Annotated in this window: 18 protein-coding genes; 16 read left to right on the top strand and 2 right to left on the bottom strand. The window is 71.4% G+C overall.

Annotation, left to right across the window (positions count from 1 at the left end):
• Positions 1-40 precede the first annotated feature (40 nt).
• From ACIBZJ_RS13840 to ACIBZJ_RS13830, 3 genes are read left to right on the top strand one after another with little or no spacing between them, the layout of a single operon-like run.
• Positions 41-1306: a sensor histidine kinase gene (locus tag ACIBZJ_RS13840; protein ID WP_395929212.1), complete on the top strand. Its 1266-nt coding sequence runs from the start codon at positions 41-43 to the stop codon at positions 1304-1306.
• Positions 1303-1953: a response regulator gene (locus ACIBZJ_RS13835; protein ID WP_395929210.1), complete on the top strand. Its 651-nt coding sequence runs from the start codon at positions 1303-1305 to the stop codon at positions 1951-1953. Before ACIBZJ_RS13840 ends, ACIBZJ_RS13835 begins: the two co-directional genes overlap by 4 nt.
• Positions 1950-2618 (top strand): MOSC domain-containing protein, encoded by a 669-nt coding sequence (locus ACIBZJ_RS13830; RefSeq protein WP_395929208.1) that lies wholly within the window; start codon positions 1950-1952, stop codon positions 2616-2618. The genes ACIBZJ_RS13835 and ACIBZJ_RS13830 overlap by 4 nt, the downstream gene beginning before the upstream one ends.
• A 6-nt stretch (positions 2619-2624) precedes the next feature.
• Here ACIBZJ_RS13830 and ACIBZJ_RS13825 read toward each other — a convergent pair whose 3' ends face one another.
• Positions 2625-3485 carry a hypothetical protein gene (locus ACIBZJ_RS13825; protein ID WP_395929206.1) on the bottom strand — a complete coding sequence of 287 codons (861 nt, stop codon included), beginning with the start codon at positions 3483-3485 and terminating at the stop codon, positions 2625-2627.
• Positions 3486-3640: 155 nt separating this feature from the next.
• Between ACIBZJ_RS13825 and hemW the strand changes: the two genes are divergently transcribed.
• The 10 genes from hemW to ACIBZJ_RS13775 all read left to right on the top strand — a co-directional run bounded on the left by hemW (position 3641) and on the right by ACIBZJ_RS13775 (position 13149).
• Positions 3641-4867 carry a radical SAM family heme chaperone HemW gene (gene hemW, locus ACIBZJ_RS13820; protein ID WP_395929204.1) on the top strand — a complete coding sequence of 409 codons (1227 nt, stop codon included), beginning with the start codon at positions 3641-3643 and terminating at the stop codon, positions 4865-4867.
• 51 nt (positions 4868-4918) lie between these two features.
• A complete protein-coding gene (locus ACIBZJ_RS13815) occupies positions 4919-5395 on the top strand; it encodes a MarR family winged helix-turn-helix transcriptional regulator (protein ID WP_395929202.1) in 477 nt (158 codons plus the stop codon).
• A gap of 100 nt (positions 5396-5495) precedes the next feature.
• Positions 5496-6518 (top strand): heat-inducible transcriptional repressor HrcA, encoded by a 1023-nt coding sequence (gene hrcA / locus ACIBZJ_RS13810; RefSeq protein ID WP_395929200.1) that lies wholly within the window; start codon positions 5496-5498, stop codon positions 6516-6518.
• Between the two features lie 45 nt (positions 6519-6563).
• Positions 6564-7700 carry a molecular chaperone DnaJ gene (gene dnaJ / locus ACIBZJ_RS13805; protein ID WP_395929198.1) on the top strand — a complete coding sequence of 379 codons (1137 nt, stop codon included), beginning with the start codon at positions 6564-6566 and terminating at the stop codon, positions 7698-7700.
• A gap of 8 nt (positions 7701-7708) precedes the next feature.
• A complete protein-coding gene (locus ACIBZJ_RS13800; protein WP_395929196.1) occupies positions 7709-8443 on the top strand; it encodes a 16S rRNA (uracil(1498)-N(3))-methyltransferase in 735 nt (244 codons plus the stop codon).
• A gap of 60 nt (positions 8444-8503) precedes the next feature.
• The gene (locus ACIBZJ_RS13795; RefSeq protein ID WP_395929194.1) at positions 8504-9859 is read left to right on the top strand and encodes a serine hydrolase domain-containing protein; all 1356 of its coding nucleotides are present in this window, start codon (positions 8504-8506) and stop codon (positions 9857-9859) included.
• 96 nt (positions 9860-9955) lie between these two features.
• Positions 9956-10981 carry a PhoH family protein gene (locus ACIBZJ_RS13790; protein ID WP_395929192.1) on the top strand — a complete coding sequence of 342 codons (1026 nt, stop codon included), beginning with the start codon at positions 9956-9958 and terminating at the stop codon, positions 10979-10981.
• Positions 10982-11001: 20 nt separating this feature from the next.
• Entirely contained in the window at positions 11002-11511 is a 510-nt protein-coding gene (gene ybeY, locus ACIBZJ_RS13785) for an rRNA maturation RNase YbeY (RefSeq protein WP_395929190.1), read from the top strand.
• Positions 11511-12824, top strand: coding sequence for a hemolysin family protein (locus ACIBZJ_RS13780; RefSeq protein ID WP_395929188.1), 1314 nt, complete (start codon positions 11511-11513; stop codon positions 12822-12824). The genes ybeY and ACIBZJ_RS13780 overlap by 1 nt, the downstream gene beginning before the upstream one ends.
• The gene (locus tag ACIBZJ_RS13775; RefSeq protein ID WP_395929186.1) at positions 12817-13149 is read left to right on the top strand and encodes a cytidine deaminase; all 333 of its coding nucleotides are present in this window, start codon (positions 12817-12819) and stop codon (positions 13147-13149) included. The genes ACIBZJ_RS13780 and ACIBZJ_RS13775 overlap by 8 nt, the downstream gene beginning before the upstream one ends.
• Positions 13150-13159: 10 nt before the next feature.
• On the opposite strand, the gene ACIBZJ_RS13770 is transcribed toward ACIBZJ_RS13775, so the two are convergent.
• Positions 13160-13357, bottom strand: coding sequence for a hypothetical protein (locus tag ACIBZJ_RS13770; protein ID WP_395929184.1), 198 nt, complete (start codon positions 13355-13357; stop codon positions 13160-13162).
• A gap of 44 nt (positions 13358-13401) precedes the next feature.
• On the opposite strand from ACIBZJ_RS13770, the gene era reads away from it, so the two are divergent.
• From era to ACIBZJ_RS13755, 3 genes are read left to right on the top strand one after another with little or no spacing between them, the layout of a single operon-like run.
• Positions 13402-14304, top strand: a complete 903-nt coding sequence (gene era / locus ACIBZJ_RS13765; protein ID WP_395929182.1) for a GTPase Era — start codon at positions 13402-13404, stop codon at positions 14302-14304.
• A 3-nt stretch (positions 14305-14307) separates the two neighbouring features.
• Positions 14308-15051 (top strand): DNA repair protein RecO, encoded by a 744-nt coding sequence (recO, locus tag ACIBZJ_RS13760; protein WP_395929180.1) that lies wholly within the window; start codon positions 14308-14310, stop codon positions 15049-15051.
• Positions 15048-15857 carry an isoprenyl transferase gene (locus ACIBZJ_RS13755; RefSeq protein WP_395929178.1) on the top strand — a complete coding sequence of 270 codons (810 nt, stop codon included), beginning with the start codon at positions 15048-15050 and terminating at the stop codon, positions 15855-15857. Before recO ends, ACIBZJ_RS13755 begins: the two co-directional genes overlap by 4 nt.
• Positions 15858-17444: the final 1587 nt, after the last annotated feature.

Genomic DNA, 17444 nt, shown 5'->3' with positions numbered 1-17444 from the left:
CCTACCGACAATGCGAAGTGGCCTGCCTACCGTCGAGAGCGTGACGATCTGGCAAGCGCTGCGCCGCCCTCGGTTCCTGCTCTCGTCCTGGCCGTGGCGCGGGCTCGCGTACCTGGCCTCGGGCGGCGTGCTCGGGATGGTGATCGCGATCGTGCTGTTCACGATCGCGATCACCGGGGCGGTGCTGTCACTGTTCGTGATCGGGCTCGCGGTGCTCGCCCTGCTGCCGCTGTGCGGGCTGGTCGTCGGCCCGATCGAGCGGTGGCGGCTCCGGCTGGTCGATCCGGTGCCGGTGTCGAGCCCGCACCGCCCGCCGTCGAGGCCGGGTGCGTGGGCCTGGTTCACCCACCGCTACCGCGAGCCCTCGACCTGGCGCGAGTTCGCCTGCACGCTGCTGCTGGCCGTGCTGGGGCTGGCCGACCTGATCGGGCTGTCGATCGTCCTCACGAGCGTCGGGCTGCTGATCGGTTCGCCGGTGATCATCGCGTTCAGCGACCGGTCCGAGGAAGTGATCAACCTCGGGCCGGGCTGGCAGGTCAACTCGATCGGCGAGGCGCTCCCGGTGGTGCCGATCGGGGTGCTGCTGGCGGTCGTGTTCGCGTACCTGATCGCGGCCTGGGCGGGCGGCCGGGCGAACCTCACCCGGTTCCTGCTCGCTCCGCGCGAATCCGAGCTGGGCGAGCGGGTCGTCGCGCTGACCCGCTCGCGGGCCCGGCTGGTCGACGCGTTCCAGGCCGAGCGTCGCCGGATCGAGCGCGACCTGCACGACGGCGCCCAGCAGCGGCTCGTTGCCCTCTCCGTCGAGCTGGGCCTGGCCCGGCTCGACGCACCGCCCGGGTCCGACGTGGCCCGCCGGGTGGCGTCCGCCCACGAGCAGGCGAAGCTCGCGCTGGCCGAGCTGCGCGAGCTGATCCGCGGGGTCCACCCGCAGGTGCTGACCGACCGCGGTCTGGCTCCGGCGGTGACGGAGGTCGCCGGCCGGGCGGTCGTTCCGGTGGAGGTCCACGTCGACGTCCCCCGGCGGCTCGCGCCCGAGATCGAGGCCGCGGCGTACTTCGTCGTCACCGAGGCGCTCACGAACGTCGACCGCCACAGCAAGGCCACCAGCGCGACGGTCCGCGGCGGCATCCACAACGGCCTGCTCAACGTCGAAATCCTGGACGACGGTGTCGGCGGGGCCGACCCGGCGCTCGGCAGCGGCCTCGTCGGGCTCGCCGATCGCATCGCGGTCGTGGACGGAGCCCTTACTGTCGTCAGCCCCATCGGTGGCCCTACTCTGCTGCGTGTGGAGATTCCCGTCCGTTGAGGATCGTGCTCGCCGAAGACAGCGTGCTGCTGCGGGGAGGCCTGGTCGCGCTGCTCACCCGGTACGGCCACGAGGTCGTCGCGGCGGTCGGTGACGCCCCGTCGCTGGAGAGCGCGGTCGCCCGCACCGAACCCGACCTGGTCGTCACCGACGTCCGGATGCCGCCGACCCACACCGACGACGGTCTCAAGGCCGCGGTCGCGCTGCGCACCAGGAACAAGTCGCTGCCCGTCCTCGTGCTCAGCCAGTACGTCGAGCAGACGTACGCGGCCGAACTGCTCGACACCGGCGACACCGGTGGTGTGGGCTACCTGCTCAAAGACCGGGTCGGTGACGTCGACGACTTCGCCGACGCGGTGGAACGCGTGGCCGGCGGCGGCACGGTCGTCGACCCGGAGGTCGTCCGGCAGCTGCTGCGGCGCCGCTCCGATCCGCTCGACCGGCTGACCGGACGTGAGGTCGAAGTGCTGGCGCTGATGGCCGAGGGACGCTCGAACGCCGCGATCGCCCGGACGCTCGTCGTCACCGAAGCGGCGGTGACCAAGCACATCGGCAACATCCTGTCGAAGCTCGACCTGCCCCTCGACGCCGACGACCACCGCCGGGTACTGGCAGTTCTCGCCTACCTCCGTAGGCTCGGAGGATGAGCGTCGTCGTCTCCGTCAACCTCGGAACCCTCCGGGTCGTGCCCTGGACGCAGAGCATGGGCAGTACCGGCATCGACAAGCGGCCGGCGCCCGGCCGGGTCCGGGCCGAGGGTGTCGGGCTCACCGGGGACGTGATCGTCGACAGGAAGAATCACGGCGGCTACGACCAGGCCGTGTACGCGTACGCCGACGAAGACGCCCAGTGGTGGGAGCAGGAGCTCGGCCGAGAGCTCTGGCCGGGCGCGTTCGGCGAGAACCTCTCGGTGCGGGGCCTCAGCTGCACCGACGCGGTCATCGGCGAGCGCTGGCAGATCGGCACCACCCTGCTCGAAGTCAGCAGGCCGCGCATCCCGTGCCGGACGTTCGCCGGCTTCTGGGACGTCCCGGGGCTGGTCAAGCGCTTCACCGAGCGCGGCTCCCCGGGTGCCTACCTGCGGATCATCGAGGAGGGCGACCTCGGCGCCGGTGACCGCGTCACGATCACCGACCGTCCCGAGCACGGCGTCACGATCGGCGAAGTCTTCCGCGCCCTGACCGGAGACCGCTCGCTGGCCCCCCGTCTCCTGCAAGCCCCGGCCCTGCCGGAGGAACTCCGCGACCGCGCGCGCCGGATGCTCACCCCGGCTGCGGGTGGCCCGTCCGAGGGGCGAACCGGCCGGGGGTGACCTGGTTCAGGACGACGCGGCCATGCGGACTTCCACGTAGGCCTCGCCGGGAGCCGAGCGGTCGCGGACCCACTTGCCGCTGTCGGCCGTCCAGACGTCGCCGTCGAAAGCGACCCGGCGGACGCCGTACTCGTGCGCCTTGGCCACGAACCAGTGCGCGGACTGCCAGCCCAGCTTCGACTTCCCGCCCCCACCGACCGCGACCTTCAGGATCGGAACGTCTCCCTCGACGCTCGGGTTGACCGTGAGTTTCCCCAGGTCAGCCGCGAGCTCGGCGATCAGGGCGGTGCTGGCACCGGAACCGACCCGATCGGGCGGGCGGCGCAGCTGGCAGGTCACGGCTCCGGCCTCGTCGCCGAGCAGGGCGGCGGCCAGCGTCTCGGCGTCGGCCTCCCACTTCTGGTACAGCTCGGGGTGCGCGCTGCGCTGCACGGCCTGGGCGGCGTCGGTGAGACGCATCTTCTGCCAGCCGCGCACCCGGACCAGGTGCTCGTAGAACTCACCGGCGGCGAAACGCGGGTCGCGCAACTCCTCGGGCGTCCCCCAGCCCTGCGACGGACGCTGCTGGAACAGGCCGATCGAGTCGCGGTCGCCGGCGTCGAGATTGCGGAGCTTGGACTCCTGGAGCGCGGTGGCCAGCGCGATCGCGGCGGCGCGTTCGGGCAGATCGCGCCGCACGGCCGCGGCCACGATCGTCGCCGCGTGGGTCAGCTGGTCGGGGGCGAGCCGCACCACGTTGTCGGCGGCATAGCTGCGGCAGGTGTCGGACAGGAACGGGACGTGCAGCTTCGTGAGCCTGGACACGCTGACGACGGCCACGACGGCGAGCGTCACCACGACGACTGCGAGCACGGCCGCCTTCCGCATGTCCCGTTCCTCCCGCCGTGTCGTGAACGCCGTTTGTTTCGTGGTGTCGCTCGTGGGGAACGAGAGACGTCCGCCGATCGAGCGTACGACTTTCGCCTAAGCCTGCGGTGAGGAGAACGAGCGAGGCCGAAAAACGATTCCGGCACACTAGAGGAATGGCTGGACTCCCACCCGACGGGCAACCCGCCCCGGACGACGGCCGGCTCCCCGACGGCGCGCTCGCCCGGCTCGGCGAGCGCGGCTTCGGAATGTACGTACACGTGCCGTTCTGTTCGTCCCGGTGCGGTTACTGCGACTTCAACACGTACGCCCCCGGCGAGCTCGGGAGTGCCGGCCGGACCGACGCCGCGAGCTGGCTGGAGGCCGCCCTGGCCGAGGTCGACCTGGCCGGCACCGTGCTCGGCGCCGCACCCGGTGGCCTGCCCCGCGTCGACACGGTGTTCGTCGGCGGCGGCACCCCGACGCTGCTCCCGGCCGAGTACCTGGCCGAGGTCAAGCAACGCATCGACGACGTTTTCGGCCTCGCGAACAATGCCGAGATCAGCACGGAGGCCAACCCCGACACCGTCGACCCGGCCTCCCTGGAAGCTCTCCGGACGGCCGGCTTCAACCGGATCTCGCTCGGCATGCAGTCGGCCCGCTCGCACGTCCTCGCGATCCTCGACCGCAGGCACACGCCCGGCCGCGCGGTGCAGGCCGCCCAGGAAGCGCGCAAGGCCGGTTTCGAGCACGTCAACCTCGACCTGATCTACGGCACCCCCGGCGAGACCGACGCCGACTGGTCGTCGTCGCTGGCCGCCGCCGTCGCCGCCGGGGTCGACCACGTCAGCGCCTACGCGCTGATCGTCGAGGACGGCACCCGGCTGGCCCGCCAGATCACCCGCGGGATCCTCCCGATGCCCGACGACGACGTGCTCGCCGACCGGTACGTCATCGCCGACGACGCGCTGGAAGCGGCCGGTCTGCACTGGTACGAGGTCTCGAACTGGGCCGCCGACGACGGCGCGCGCTGCCGGCACAACGAGCTCTACTGGCGCAGCGGCGACTGGTGGGGTGTCGGCCCCGGGGCGCACAGCCACGTGGGTGGCGTCCGCTGGTGGAACCTGCGCCACCCGGGCCGGTACGCCGACCGCCTGGCGGCGAAGACGTCACCGGCCGAGGCCCGCGAACTGCTCGCGGCCGAAGACCGCCGGGTCGAGGACGTGATGCTCCGGCTCCGCCTGGCCGACGGCCTGCCGCTGGCGGTGTTGGACGCCACCGGGCGAGCCGCCGCCGGCCAGGCCATGCGCGACGGCCTGCTGGCACCCAGCGACACCCGCGCGGTACTGACCCGCCGGGGGCGGTTGCTCGCCGACGCCGTCGTCCGGGCAGTGCTGCCGTAGGGCAAGTTACAGTTCGGGCTCGACACCGGGGGCGAGCAAGAGGGGGGTGCAATGGCCGACTCGCAGTGGCTCAGCCCGGACGAGCAGCGCACCTGGCGCGCGTACATCGAGGCCAACCGGCTGCTGAACGAGGCGCTCGACCGGCAGTTGCAGCGAGATGCCGGGATGCCGCACACGTACTACGAGATCCTCGTCCGCCTGGCCGATGTGCCCGGTCGCAGCCTGCGAATGAGTGAGCTCGCCCATTCGTCTCTTTCGTCCAGAAGTCGTCTCTCGCATGCGGTTTCCCGCCTCGAAGAGCGCGGCTGGGTCCGGCGGGAGAGCTGCCCGACCGACGGTCGCGGCGCGCTGGCGGTTCTGACCGACGAGGGTTACCGCGTGCTGCGTGCGGCCGCGCCCGCGCACGTCGCTGAGGTGCGTAAACGCCTCATCGACAGGCTGACGCCGGAGCAGGTGGCCCAGCTGGGGGAGATCGCCAGGGCGATCTGCGGAGCGCCCGCCGACGCGGCGACCGCCGCTTCGCGTTAGTAACAAGACCCACACAGAGGAAGCGGGCGGCCACGTCCGCGCCGTATGCTTGGCACTCTCAGTGGCGGAGTGCCAGGGACGTGGGCGGGGAGGTGACGGCGTGACGCTCGACGAGCGGAAGCTGGCCGTCCTCCGGGCCATCGTGCAGGACTACGTCAACACCGAAGAGCCGGTCGGCAGCAAGGCGCTGGCCGAGCGTCACCAGCTCGGCGTCTCGCCGGCGACGATCCGCAACGACATGGCGGTGCTGGAGGAAGAGGGCTACATCGCCCAGCCGCACACCAGCGCCGGGCGCATTCCGACCGACAAGGGCTACCGCCTCTTCGTCGATCGGCTGGCCGCCGTCAAACCGCTCTCGGTCGGCGAGCGGCGGGCGATCCAGACGCTGCTCAACGGTGCGATCGATCTGGACGACGTGGTCACCCGCACGGTGCGCCTGCTGGCCCAGCTCACCCGTCAGGTCGCGGTGGTCCAGTACCCGAGCCTGACGCGCAGCTCGGTCCGGCACGTCGAACTCGTGCAGCTCTCGGCGAACCGCCTGCTGCTGGTGCTGATCACCGACACCGGCCGGGTCGACCAGCGCACGGTCGAGTTCCCGGCGGGCATCGGCGACGACGACGTCAACGTGCTCCGCACCACGGTGAACAACGCACTGGCCGGCCAGCGGCTGTCCGACGCGCCGACCCGGGTCGAGGAACTGCTCGACTCGATCGCGCCCGCGTTGCGTCCGGCATTGACGATCGTGGCCAGTGTGCTGCTCGAGACTCTCGTCGAACGACGGGAAGAACGGGTCGTCCTGGCGGGCGCCGCCAACCTCACGCGCAGTACGGTTGACTTCCGCGGATCGGTCTTCCCGATCTTGGAAGCACTGGAGGAGCAGGTGGTGCTCCTGAAGCTCGTGGGAGAGGTCGACTCTCCCACGGTGCTGCGGGTCCGGATCGGTGATGAGAACCAGGTTGAGGAGTTGCGGGGCATTTCAGTGGTGACGACGGCCTACGGTGCTGGTGACACCGCGTTGGCCGGTCTCGGGGTGGTGGGTCCGACCCGGATGGACTATCCCGGCACGATCAGCGCGGTCCGTGCCGTAGCGCGGTACGTCGGTGAGATTCTCGCAGGGAACTGAGCGGGGCTGGGCAGGGATATGCCTTCCGGAGTTGGGGACACACACGTGGCGAAGGACTACTACGGCATCCTCGGGGTGGCGCGGGACGCGACGCCCGAGGAGATCAAACGGGCCTACCGCCGGCTCGCGCGCGAGCTGCACCCGGACGTGAACCCTGATGCCGATGCACAGGAGAAGTTCAAAGACGTCTCGGTCGCGTACGAGGTGCTGTCCGATCCGGCGAAGCGCGAGCTCGTCGATCTCGGCGGCGACCCGATGGCGCCCGGCGGTGGCGGCGGCCCGGCGGGCGGCCCCGGCGGCCCGTTCACGATGGGCTTCCAAGACATCATGGACGCGTTCTTCGGCGGTGCCACCACACGTGGCCCGCGTCCGCGTACCCGCCCCGGCTCCGACGCGCTGATCCGGCTCGACCTCGATCTGGTCGACATGGCGTTCGGCGTCAACCAGGAGCTCACGGTCGACACCGCGGTGCGCTGCACCACGTGTTCCGGCGCGGGTACCGCACCCGGCACCCACCCGGCGACCTGTGAGGTCTGTGGTGGACGGGGCGAGGTGCAGACCGTCCAGCGCTCGTTCCTCGGCCAGGTCATGACGTCGCGCCCCTGTGCGGCCTGTCAGGGCTTCGGCACGGTCATTCCGCACCCCTGCCCCGGCTGCGCCGGTGACGGCCGGGTGCGCAGCCGCCGGACGCTGACCGTCAAGGTCCCGGCCGGCGTCGAGGACGGCATGCGGATCCGGCTGGCCGGTGAGGGCGAGGTCGGCCCCGGCGGTGGCCCCCCCGGCGACCTCTACGTCGAGGTGCACGAGCGTCCGCACGACGTCTTCACCCGTCAGGGCGACGACCTGCACTGCCGGGTCTCGCTCCCGATGACCGCCGCGTCGCTGGGGACGAACATCAACCTCAAGACGCTCGACGGCGAAGAGCAGATCGAGGTCAAGGCGGGCACTCAGCCCGGCACCGTCGTCCGGGTCCGTGCCCGCGGCGTCCCGCACCTGCGCGGCAGCGGTCGCGGCGACCTGCACGTCCACCTCGAGGTGCGCACGCCGACCCGTCTCGACGCCGAGCAGGAGCGTCTGCTGCGCGAACTGGCGAAGCTGCGGGGTGAGGAGCGCCCGGAGCCGATGCGGGCGCAGGGCGGTTTTTTCTCCAAGGTCCGTGACGCGTTCAACGGGCACGCCTGACCGAGCGCATGACCGAGCCCGTATTTCTGATCGACGAGTTGCCGCCGGTCGGCCCGGCGGTGCTCGACGGGCCCGAGGGCCGGCACGCCGCTCTGGTGCGCCGGCTCGGGCCGGGCGAGACGTTGCTGCTCGCCGACGGCGCTGGTGGCCGGGCGTCCTGCGTCGTCGTGGCCGCCGACCGCGACGTGCTGCGGCTCGACGTCCGGACGATCGAGCGGGTGCCCCGGCCGACGCCGACCGTCACGGTCGTGCAGGCGCTGGCGAAGGGTGATCGTGGCGAAGCCGCGGTCGAGATGATGACCGAGGCCGGGGTCGACGTCGTGCTGCCCTGGCAGGCCTCCCGGTCGGTCACCCGCTGGAAAGAGGCGCGCGGCGACAAGGCGCTGGCCCGGTGGCGCAGCACCGGCCGCGAGGCCGCCAAGCAGTCGCGCCGGCTCTGGCTGCCCGAGATCTCCGATCTCGCCTCCACTGCGGACGTGCGGAAGGCGCTGAGCGCCGTCGATGCGGCGTTCGTGCTCCACGAGGACGCCACCGAGCCCCTGGCCGTGACCCCGCTGGCCGCCGGCCTCGGATCGGTCGCGCTGGTCGTGGGGCCGGAGGGCGGCATCGCGCCGGACGAACTGGACTCGTTCGTCGCGGCCGGTGCGGTGCCGGTGCGCCTCGGCCCGACGGTGCTGCGGACGTCGACGGCCGGGGTGGCGGCACTGTCGATCCTCAACGCGCGCACCGCCCGTTGGTCGTAGCCGCATAACAGTACGGATGGATGGATAGGCTCTCCTTGCGGCGGTGAGAGGAGAACCGGGATGACTCCGGCCGACGTGGCTGCGGCTGCGTGTGAGCGAATCGTTCGAAAGTTGCAGGCAGAAGAACGTGTGCCGGCCGTCGCGGCGGCGGTCGTCCGCGCCGACCGTCCGGACTGGAGCCTCCAGATCGGAGACGCCGGGGCGGGCCGGCCGGTTCGGCCGGCGACCCAGTTCCGGATCGGGTCGGTCACCAAGACGTTCACCGCGGTGCTGGTGCTTCAGCTCCGCGACGCCGGGATGCTCGACCTCGACGACCAGATCGACGCCCACCTGGCGCTGCCCGCGCACGGCCAGCTGACGATCCGCAGCATCCTCAACCACACGTCCGGCCTGCAGCGCGAGCCGTGGGGCAACATCTGGGACGCGGTCGACGTCCCGGACGGCGGCCGGCTGCTGGAGGAGGTCGCGAAGGCGGAGGCGGTTCTCTCGCCTCGTCGGCGGTGGCACTACTCGAACCTCGGATTCGCGCTGCTCGGGCACCTGGTGGAGGCCAAGACCGGCGCGCCGTGGTCTGCGGTTCTCGCTGATCGGCTGCTGACGCCTCTGGGGCTCTCGGACACGACCGTGCTGCCGCGGGAGGACGCCGCGCAGGGCTACCTGGTCGACGCGTACTCCGATCACGCCCGTCCGGAGCCGCATTTCGACCTGGCCGGGGCCGCGGCGGCGGCCCAGCTCTGGAGCACGGCCGACGACATGGCCCGCTGGGCGTTGTTCCTGGCCAAGCCGGATCCGTCGGTGGTGGCCCGGTCGACGCTGGAGGAGATGTACGAACCGGTCGTCGTCACCGACCCGGTCAACTGGCACACCGGCTGGGGGCTGGGGCTGCAGGCCGCGCCGCAGGGCAGTGGGGGCGACCGGGCGCTCGACATCGGGCACAACGGCGCGATGCCGGGCTTCCTGGCCGGGGTCTGGTGCCGCCGGGGTGTCACGATCGGCGCCGCGGTGCTCGGGTCGTCGGGGACCGCGGGCGGGATCGTGGCCGCGCCGCACGCGCTGATCGCCGCGTCGCTGGAGCACGATCCGGTGGACATCGAGCCGTACACGATCGGCGAACCGGCTCCGAGGGAGTACGCGGGGATCCTCGGGCGCTGGTGGTCGGAGGGCAGCGAGTTCGTGTTCCGCTGGACGAAGGGGCACCTCGAGGGCCGGTCGGCGTCGGCCGTGGCGGCCGCTCCGCCCGCGGTGTTCGCGTTCGAGGCCCCGGACCTGCTCCGGACCGTCTCCGGCCGGGAGGCGGGCGAGCGGCTGGAGCTGTTCCGAGCCCCCGACGGAACCGTCGAGTACATGCGCTGGGCCACCTACCGGTTCACCCGAGACCAGCAAACGTACGGGCCCAGGTCAGAACTCGAGCGCTGATTCTGCCGAGGCGTTTGGGGATTCGGACCGGTAGGATCGTGACGAGACGAACCCCGAGAACGAGAGCAGGCGGAAGCGGCCCTACCGGGTCGGCCCATGGCAGATATCAAAGCGCCTTCGTCGGCGCAAACCCGCATCGTCGTCCCTGACGCCCACGCGATGGTCAGCCTGCTGGGCTCCGGTGACGCCATTCTTTCCCTCATCGAGCGATCGGTCGCCGCCGACGTCCACGTGCGCGGTAACGAGATCACGCTCACCGGTGCCCCGGCCGACAACGCCTTCGCCGAGCGGCTCTTCGCCGAGCTGCTGACGCTGGTCGAGCGCGGCGAGGTGCTGACCCCGGACGCCGTCAACCGGACGATCGCCATGCTCAAGTCGGGCAGCGACGAGCGCCCGGCCGAGGTTCTCACCCTCAACATCATCTCGAGGCGCGGCAAGACGATCCGGCCGAAAACCCTCAACCAGAAGCGGTACGTCGACGCGATCGACGACCACACGATCGTGTTCGGTATCGGCCCGGCCGGTACCGGCAAGACGTACCTGGCGATGGCCAAGGCCGTGCAGGCGCTGCAGGCCAAGCAGGTCAACCGCATCATCCTGACCCGGCCGGCGGTCGAGGCGGGTGAGCGGCTCGGCTTCCTGCCCGGCACGCTCTACGAGAAGATCGACCCGTACCTGCGGCCGCTCTACGACGCGCTGCACGACATGGTCGACCCCGACTCGATCCCGCGCCTCATGCAGGCCGGCACGATCGAGGTCGCCCCGCTGGCGTACATGCGTGGCCGGACGCTCAACGACGCGTTCATCATCCTCGACGAGGCCCAGAACACCACGGCCGAGCAGATGAAGATGTTCCTGACCCGGCTCGGGTTCGGCTCGAAGATCGTCGTCACCGGCGACGTGACCCAGGTCGACCTGCCCGGCGGCGCGACCAGCGGGCTGCGCGTGGTCCGCGACATCCTCGACGGCGTCGAAGACGTGCACTTCGCCGAGCTTTCCAGCACCGACGTCGTGCGGCACCGGCTGGTCGGCGACATCGTCGACGCGTACGCCCGTTACGACGCGGACCACGACGGCGGTGGCCGACGCGCCGCGGGTGGCCGCCCTGCCCGTCGCACCTGACGCGGGTGTTGGATAGGACGATGTCGATCGAGATCTCGAACGAATCGGGGCACGAGGTAGACGAGACAGCGCTGCTGGCCGTCGCCCGCAACACCCTGGACGAAATGGGTGTCAACCCGATGGCCGAGCTGTCGATCCTGCTGGTCGACGTCGGATACATGGCCGAGCTGAACCACCGCTGGATGGAGAAGACCGGCCCGACCGACGTCCTCGCGTTCCCGATGGACGAGCTGGACGCCGACCGCGGTCCCGGCGCGGACGAAGACGGCCCCGAGCCCACGCTGCTCGGAGACGTCGTCCTCTGCCCGGCGGTGGCCGAGCGCCAGGCCAAGGCCGCCGGTCACAGCACTCCGGACGAGCTGATGCTGCTCACCGTGCACGGCATCCTGCACCTGCTCGGCTACGACCACGCCGAGCCGGAGGAGGAGCGCGAGATGTTCGGCCTGCAGAACCGCCTGGTCAGCGCGTACCGGCGCAGTGCCGGCATGCCGGCCACGGCCGACCTCAAGCCCACCATCTCCGATCACTGATGAGCACTCCGGGTCTGCTGGCGGCCGCGGCCGGTCTCGTCGTCGTGGCGGGGGCGGTCGCGGCCGCCGACACCGCGTTCAACCAGATCTCGCAGGCGCGGGCCGAGGAGATGCAGCGGGCGGGCACGCGCGGGGCGGGCAACCTCGTCGCGCTGGTCGGCAACCTGCCGGTGCACGTCAGCCTGTTGCTGCTGATCCGGCTGGCCTGCGAGCTGACCGCGACGACGCTCGTCGCGCTCGTCGCGATCGACCGCTGGGGCCCCGGGTGGATCGCCGCGCTGGTCAGCGCGGGCAGCATGACCGTGGTCAGCTTCGTGCTGGTCGGGGTCGGGCCGCGCACGATCGGCCGGCTGCACCCGTATCCGGTGGCGCTGGCCAGCGCAGGCATCACCCGCTGGCTGGGCCGGGTGCTCAACCCGCTGGCCCGCCTGCTGATCCTCGTCGGCAACATGGTGACGCCCGGCCGCGGGTTCCGCGAGGGCCCGTTCGCGACCGAGACCGAACTGCGCGAGCTGGTCGACCTGGCCGAGCAGCGCGGGGTCGTGGAGAGCGAAGAGCGGGAGATGATTCACTCCGTCTTCGAGCTCGGCGACACGATCGTCCGCGAGGTGATGGTGCCGCGGCCGGAGATCGTCTGGATCGAGCGGACGAAGACCGTGCGGCAGGCGACGTCACTCGCGCTGCGCAGCGGCTTCTCGCGGATCCCGGTGCTGGGCGAGAGCATCGACGACATCGTCGGCGTCGTGTACCTCAAGGACATGGTCCGGCGGGTCCAGGGGCAGCCGGAGGCCGATCGTCAGCTGCGGGTCGAGCAGATCATGCGTGACGCGGAGTTCGTCCCGGAGTCCAAGCCGGTGGCCGACCTGCTGCGCGAGATGCAGCAGCGGCGCATCCACATGGCGATCGTCATCGACGAGTACGGCGGTACCGCCGGTCTGGTGACGATCGAAGACATCCTGGAGGAGATCGTCGGCGAGATCGCCGACGAGTACGACAACGAGCGTCCGCCGGTCGAGAACCTCGACGACGGCTCCGTGCGGGTGACCGCCCGGCTGCCGGTCGAAGACCTCGGTGAGCTGCTCGACGTCGATCTGCCCGACTACTCCGACGACATCGAGACGGTCGGCGGCCTGCTGGCGCACGAGCTCGGCAAGGTGCCGATTCCGGGTGCGAGCGTGCGGATCCAGGGCCTGGAACTGACCGCCGAGAGCGCGGGCGGGCGGCGGAACCGGATCGACACGGTCCTGGTCCGGCGTCTCGAGCCTTCATCCGACGACGAACCGGCCGAGGAGACGCACACCGCCGATGTCTGAGCTCGATGCTGAGGACGCCAAGATCATCACGCTGGCGCGGTCCACCCGGGCGCGCAACGGTGCGCCCGAGGGCGCGGCGGTGCGTGACACCGACGGCCGCACGTATGCGGCGTCCACCGTCGCGTTGCCGTCGCTCTCGCTCTCCGCACTGCAGGTCGCGGTAGCGATGGCGGTGTCGAGCGGTGCGCCGGGCCTGGAGGCCGCCGCCGTCGTCACCGCCGCCGGTGCGGCGGACGCGGCCGGCGCCGCGGCGGTGCGGGACCTGACGCCGGGTGCGCCGATCCTCGTCGCCGATCCGACCGGCGCGGTGGTCGCCCGGCCCTGATCGGCTGCGGCTACTGCCGCAGCCCGATCTCGTCGTAGGCGTCGTCCGGACTGGAGCGCGCGTAGACGAGCGCACGTGCCCCGCGGGTGTGACCGGGCGCCGACCGGACCATTCCGCGCCGGTCGAGCAGGTCGTCGACCGGCAGGCCGGTCAGTTCGGAGGCACCGGCCCGGCGCACGGCGGGTGGTAACTCGTCGGCACGGCCCACGCGAACAGCATGCCCGGCCGACGCCACCTCGCGGGAGTGGGAGAATGGACGGCGTGAGCGACTTTCATGCCGGGTTTGCATGCTTCGTAGGCCGGCCGAACGCCGGCAAATCCACGCTGACGAATGCGCTGGTGGGTACGAAGATCGCGATCACCAGCAGTAAGCCGCAGACGACCCGGCACACCGTCCGGGGCATCGTCAACCGGCCCGACTCGCAGCTGATCCTCGTCGACACCCCGGGCCTGCACAAGCCGCGGACGCTGCTCGGCGAGCGGCTCAACGACCTGGTCCGCACGACCTGGGCCGAGGTCGACGTGGTGGCGCTCTGCGTGCCGGCCGACGAGCCGGTGGGGCGCGGTGACCGGTTCATCGCCGACGAGATCGCCGGGTTGAAGAAGAAGAACCTGATCGCGGTGGTCACCAAGACCGACCTGGTCGAGAAGAAGCGCCTGGCCGAGCAGTTGCTGGCGGTTTCGCAGCTGGCCGAGTTCGCCGAGATCGTGCCGGTGTCGGCGAAGTCCGGCGAGCAGGTCGAGCTGCTCGCCGACCTGCTGACCAAGTACCTGCCGGAGTCTCCTCCGCTCTACCCCGACGGCGAGCTGACCGACGAGCCCGAGATGGTCATGGTCGGCGAGCTGATCCGCGAGGCCGCGCTGGAAGGCGTCCGGGACGAGTTGCCGCACTCGCTGGCGGTCGTCGTCGAGGAGATGGAGCAGCGCGAGGGCCGCGACGACCTGCTCGACGTCCGCGCGACGGTGTTCGTCGAGCGTCCGAGCCAGAAGGCGATCGTGGTCGGGGCCGGTGGCGAGCGGATCAAGTACGTGGGAAGCACCTCCCGGCGGCAGATCGAGGCCCTGCTCGGGACGAAGGTTTTCCTGGATCTGCGGGTCAAGGTCGCCAAGGACTGGCAGCGTGATCCGCGCCAGCTCCGACGATTGGGTTTCTAGAACTTGCCGCTCTACCGGGACATCGGCGTCGTCCTCCGGGTTCAGCAACTCGGTGAGGCCGACCGCATCATCACGCTCCTCACCCGGCGGCACGGCCGGGTCCGTGCGGTGGCGAAGGGCGTCCGGAAGACCAAGAGCCGGATCGGCGGCCGGTTGGAGCCGTTCAGTCACGTCGACGTCCAGTTCTACGAAGGCCGGTCGCTGGACGTCGTCAGCCAGGTGGAGACCGTCGAACCGTTCGGGAAGCACATCGTCGACGACTACGGTCGGTACACGGCGGCGAGCGCGATCGCGGAGACCGCGGAGCGGCTCACCGCCGAGGAGCGCGAGCCCGCGTTGCGGCTGCACCTGCTGACGGTCGGCGCGCTGCGCGCGTTGGCGGCCGGCGAGCACGACGCCCCACTCGTTCTGGACGCCTATCTGCTGCGCGCGATGAGCTACGCCGGATGGGCCCCCGCGCTGATGGAGTGCGCGGTCTGCGGCCTGCGCGGCGCGCACCGGGCGTTCTCGGTACAGGCTGGTGGATGCGTGTGCGCGAACTGCCGTCCGCCGGGGTCGGCCTCGCCGTCGGTGGAGGCGCTGGAGCTGATGGTGGCGCTGCTGGAGGGCGACTGGAACCACGCCGGGCGCACCGAGTCGCCGACCCGGCGCGAGGCCAGCGGACTGGTGGCGGCCCACCTGCAGTGGCACTTGGAGCGGGGCCTACGCTCGTTGCCGCTGGTCGATCGAACGGAGTCCTCTCGATGAGCAAGCGGCGCAGGCCCTTTCGCCCGCCGACCCCCCATGTGAGTGGTGCGCGGCCGCCGGCGATCCCGGCCGATCTGGTGCCGAGGCACGTCGCGCTGATCATGGACGGCAACGGGCGCTGGGCGAAGCAGCGCGGCCTGCCCCGGACCGAGGGTCACAAGCGCGGCGAAGACTCGCTGTTCGACGTCATCGAGGGTTGCGTCGAGATCGGCGTGAAGTACCTCTCGGCGTACGCGTTCTCGACCGAGAACTGGAAGCGGTCGCCGGACGAGGTCCGGTTCCTGATGGGATTCAACCGGGACGTCATCCGTCGGCGGCGCGATCAGCTGAACGCGATGGGCGTGCGGGTCCGGTGGGCCGGGCGGCGTCCGAAATTGTGGCGCAGCGTGATCGCCGAGCTCGAGACGGCCGAGGAGATGACCGTCGACAACGACGTCCTCACGTTGCAGTTCTGCGTGAACTACGGCGGGCGGGCCGAGATCGTCGACGCGGCGGCCGCGGTGGCGCGGGAGGTCGCGGCGGGGAAGCTGTCGCCGGACAAGATCACCGAGAAGGTGTTCGCGCGCTATCTCGACGAGCCGTCGATCCCGGACGTCGACCTGTTCGTGCGGTCGTCGGGGGAGCAGCGGATCTCGAACTTCCTGCTCTGGCAGTCGGCGTACGCGGAGCTGGTCTTCGACGACACGCTGTTCCCGGACTTCGATCGCCGGAACATCTGGCGGGCCTGCGAGATCTACGCGTCGCGCGATCGGCGCTACGGCGGGGCGGTTCCGAACCCGGTGTCCGCCGTCGCTACCTCGGAGTAACGAGACTCTGACGCTTGGTGAAAGTGAGTGAAGGCTGCGTCACTCTACCGTTCGGTGATGGCGTAAGGCCCAATGGTTCTCGGGCGGTCTCGCCCGACGGTCGCGGGGTTCGCCTCGCCGGGGAGCGTCGGGTGGAGAGCGGTCGGGTACCAGTTCCCGGTCTGGTGCCCGGCCGCGCGTACAGCGGTCCGGCGGCGGCTACTCCGGACGCCGCTGGTCGCGGTCCGCTCTCCCCGGTGTTCGTTGCGGGCCCTTCGGACGCCGGGTGAAGATCCGGGCATGACGGCTACGGAAACCCCACCCATGGGCCGTCGTGCTCGGGCGGACCCGCCGACCGTCGTGGGCTGAGGGCGATGCAGCCTACGACGGCTCGGCGGTCCTTGTCGTCTGAAGCCTGAGGGGCGATACCGCGTGGCTACGACGGCTCGGCGGTCCTTGTCGTCTGAAGCCTGAGGGGCGATACCGCGTGGCTACGACGGCGCGGGCGGATCGGCGGGCCGCTCGGACGTAGGGGACATCGTCCCGGGAGGTGGCGACCCCAGCCGGGACGATGCCGCTGACCGAAGTGTGCACCGGTTTACTGCCTGCCGCAGGTTGTTGCGGCGAAGAAATGAATATCCTATTCACGTTTGCCGAGGATTACGGACTCGGCTCGCTCGGCGTCAGAATGCGGTCCACGGGGCTCAGAAATCGCCTCGTGGTGCTGAATCGGCCGTCCGGATTCAGAGGCCGCCGGGGCACGGGATTCAGAGGCCGCCGGGGCACCGGATTCAGAGGCCGCCGGGGCATCAGCCGCTCGAGCCGGTCAGCCCAGATGCGGCCCGGCGGGTCCGCCCGGTTCCCGCCGCCTCCGGCGGCCCGGGACGCGCGCCACGCAGCCGACCGCGCGAGCCTCCGGGCGCGGCGCCGGCCGGCTACCCCCGGCTCGGACCTACCCGGCCGTGTGCGGACTCGCGCGGGCGCGGGCTGGACGATTCTCGGCTGGGGCTGGGGCTGGGGCTGGGGCTGGGGCTGGGGCTGGGGCTGGGGCTGGGGCTGGGGCCGGGGCTGGGGCCGGGGCTGGGGCCGGGGGCCGGGGCTGCCGCTGCCGCTGCTGCTGCCACAGCGGCCTGGTCCGCGAGCCGCTTGCTTGATGGGGGGACCCTCGCCGCGCGGCCAGATATGCGGGCCTCCGGTACCGCGCCGGTCGATTACAGGGCCCGGCGATACTGCGCTGATTCTCGGCGGCTCCGGCGGTGCGCGACGCTCGCCGCGCGGCGGCCGTGCGGGCCTTCGGGCGCGGCGCCGGCAGGCTAGCGCGGCCCGGGCCTGCCGGTCCGGGTGTGGGACTCGCGCCGGCGAAGGCTGGACGATTCGGCCTCCGCGCCGCTCCGTCCACTGTGTCGGCGGAAGCAGCGGCCGCCCTCTTCCGCGCTGTCGGCCCGGTACGCGGCGGTGGCCCGGAAAGCGACGGTGGGCCGCCCGCGCCCGGTACGCGCCCGCGCCCCAGTACGCCCGCGCCCCAGTACGCCCGCGCCCCAGTACGCCCGCGCCCCAGTACGCCCGCGCCCCAGTACGCCCGCGCCCCAGTACGCCCGCGCCCCAGTG

The organism is Cryptosporangium sp. NPDC051539 (assembly GCF_044454545.1).
Lineage (GTDB): Bacteria > Actinomycetota > Actinomycetes > Mycobacteriales > Cryptosporangiaceae > Cryptosporangium.
The sequence above is the reverse complement of the archived record's forward strand: the minus strand, read 5'-3'. Positions and strand labels throughout refer to the sequence as shown.

Coding starts and splice junctions, on each gene's coding strand:
- ybeY (WP_395929190.1), top strand. CDS start 11,002: ATGTCGATCGAGATCTCGAACGAATCGGGGCACGAGGTAGACGAGACA.
- ACIBZJ_RS13815 (WP_395929202.1), top strand. CDS start 4,919: ATGGCCGACTCGCAGTGGCTCAGCCCGGACGAGCAGCGCACCTGGCGC.
- ACIBZJ_RS13775 (WP_395929186.1), top strand. CDS start 12,817: ATGTCTGAGCTCGATGCTGAGGACGCCAAGATCATCACGCTGGCGCGG.
- ACIBZJ_RS13795 (WP_395929194.1), top strand. CDS start 8,504: ATGACTCCGGCCGACGTGGCTGCGGCTGCGTGTGAGCGAATCGTTCGA.
- ACIBZJ_RS13790 (WP_395929192.1), top strand. CDS start 9,956: ATGGCAGATATCAAAGCGCCTTCGTCGGCGCAAACCCGCATCGTCGTC.
- era (WP_395929182.1), top strand. CDS start 13,402: ATGGACGGCGTGAGCGACTTTCATGCCGGGTTTGCATGCTTCGTAGGC.
- ACIBZJ_RS13780 (WP_395929188.1), top strand. CDS start 11,511: ATGAGCACTCCGGGTCTGCTGGCGGCCGCGGCCGGTCTCGTCGTCGTG.
- ACIBZJ_RS13825 (WP_395929206.1), bottom strand. CDS start 3,485: ATGCGGAAGGCGGCCGTGCTCGCAGTCGTCGTGGTGACGCTCGCCGTC.
- ACIBZJ_RS13830 (WP_395929208.1), top strand. CDS start 1,950: ATGAGCGTCGTCGTCTCCGTCAACCTCGGAACCCTCCGGGTCGTGCCC.
- ACIBZJ_RS13755 (WP_395929178.1), top strand. CDS start 15,048: ATGAGCAAGCGGCGCAGGCCCTTTCGCCCGCCGACCCCCCATGTGAGT.
- hemW (WP_395929204.1), top strand. CDS start 3,641: ATGGCTGGACTCCCACCCGACGGGCAACCCGCCCCGGACGACGGCCGG.
- ACIBZJ_RS13800 (WP_395929196.1), top strand. CDS start 7,709: ATGACCGAGCCCGTATTTCTGATCGACGAGTTGCCGCCGGTCGGCCCG.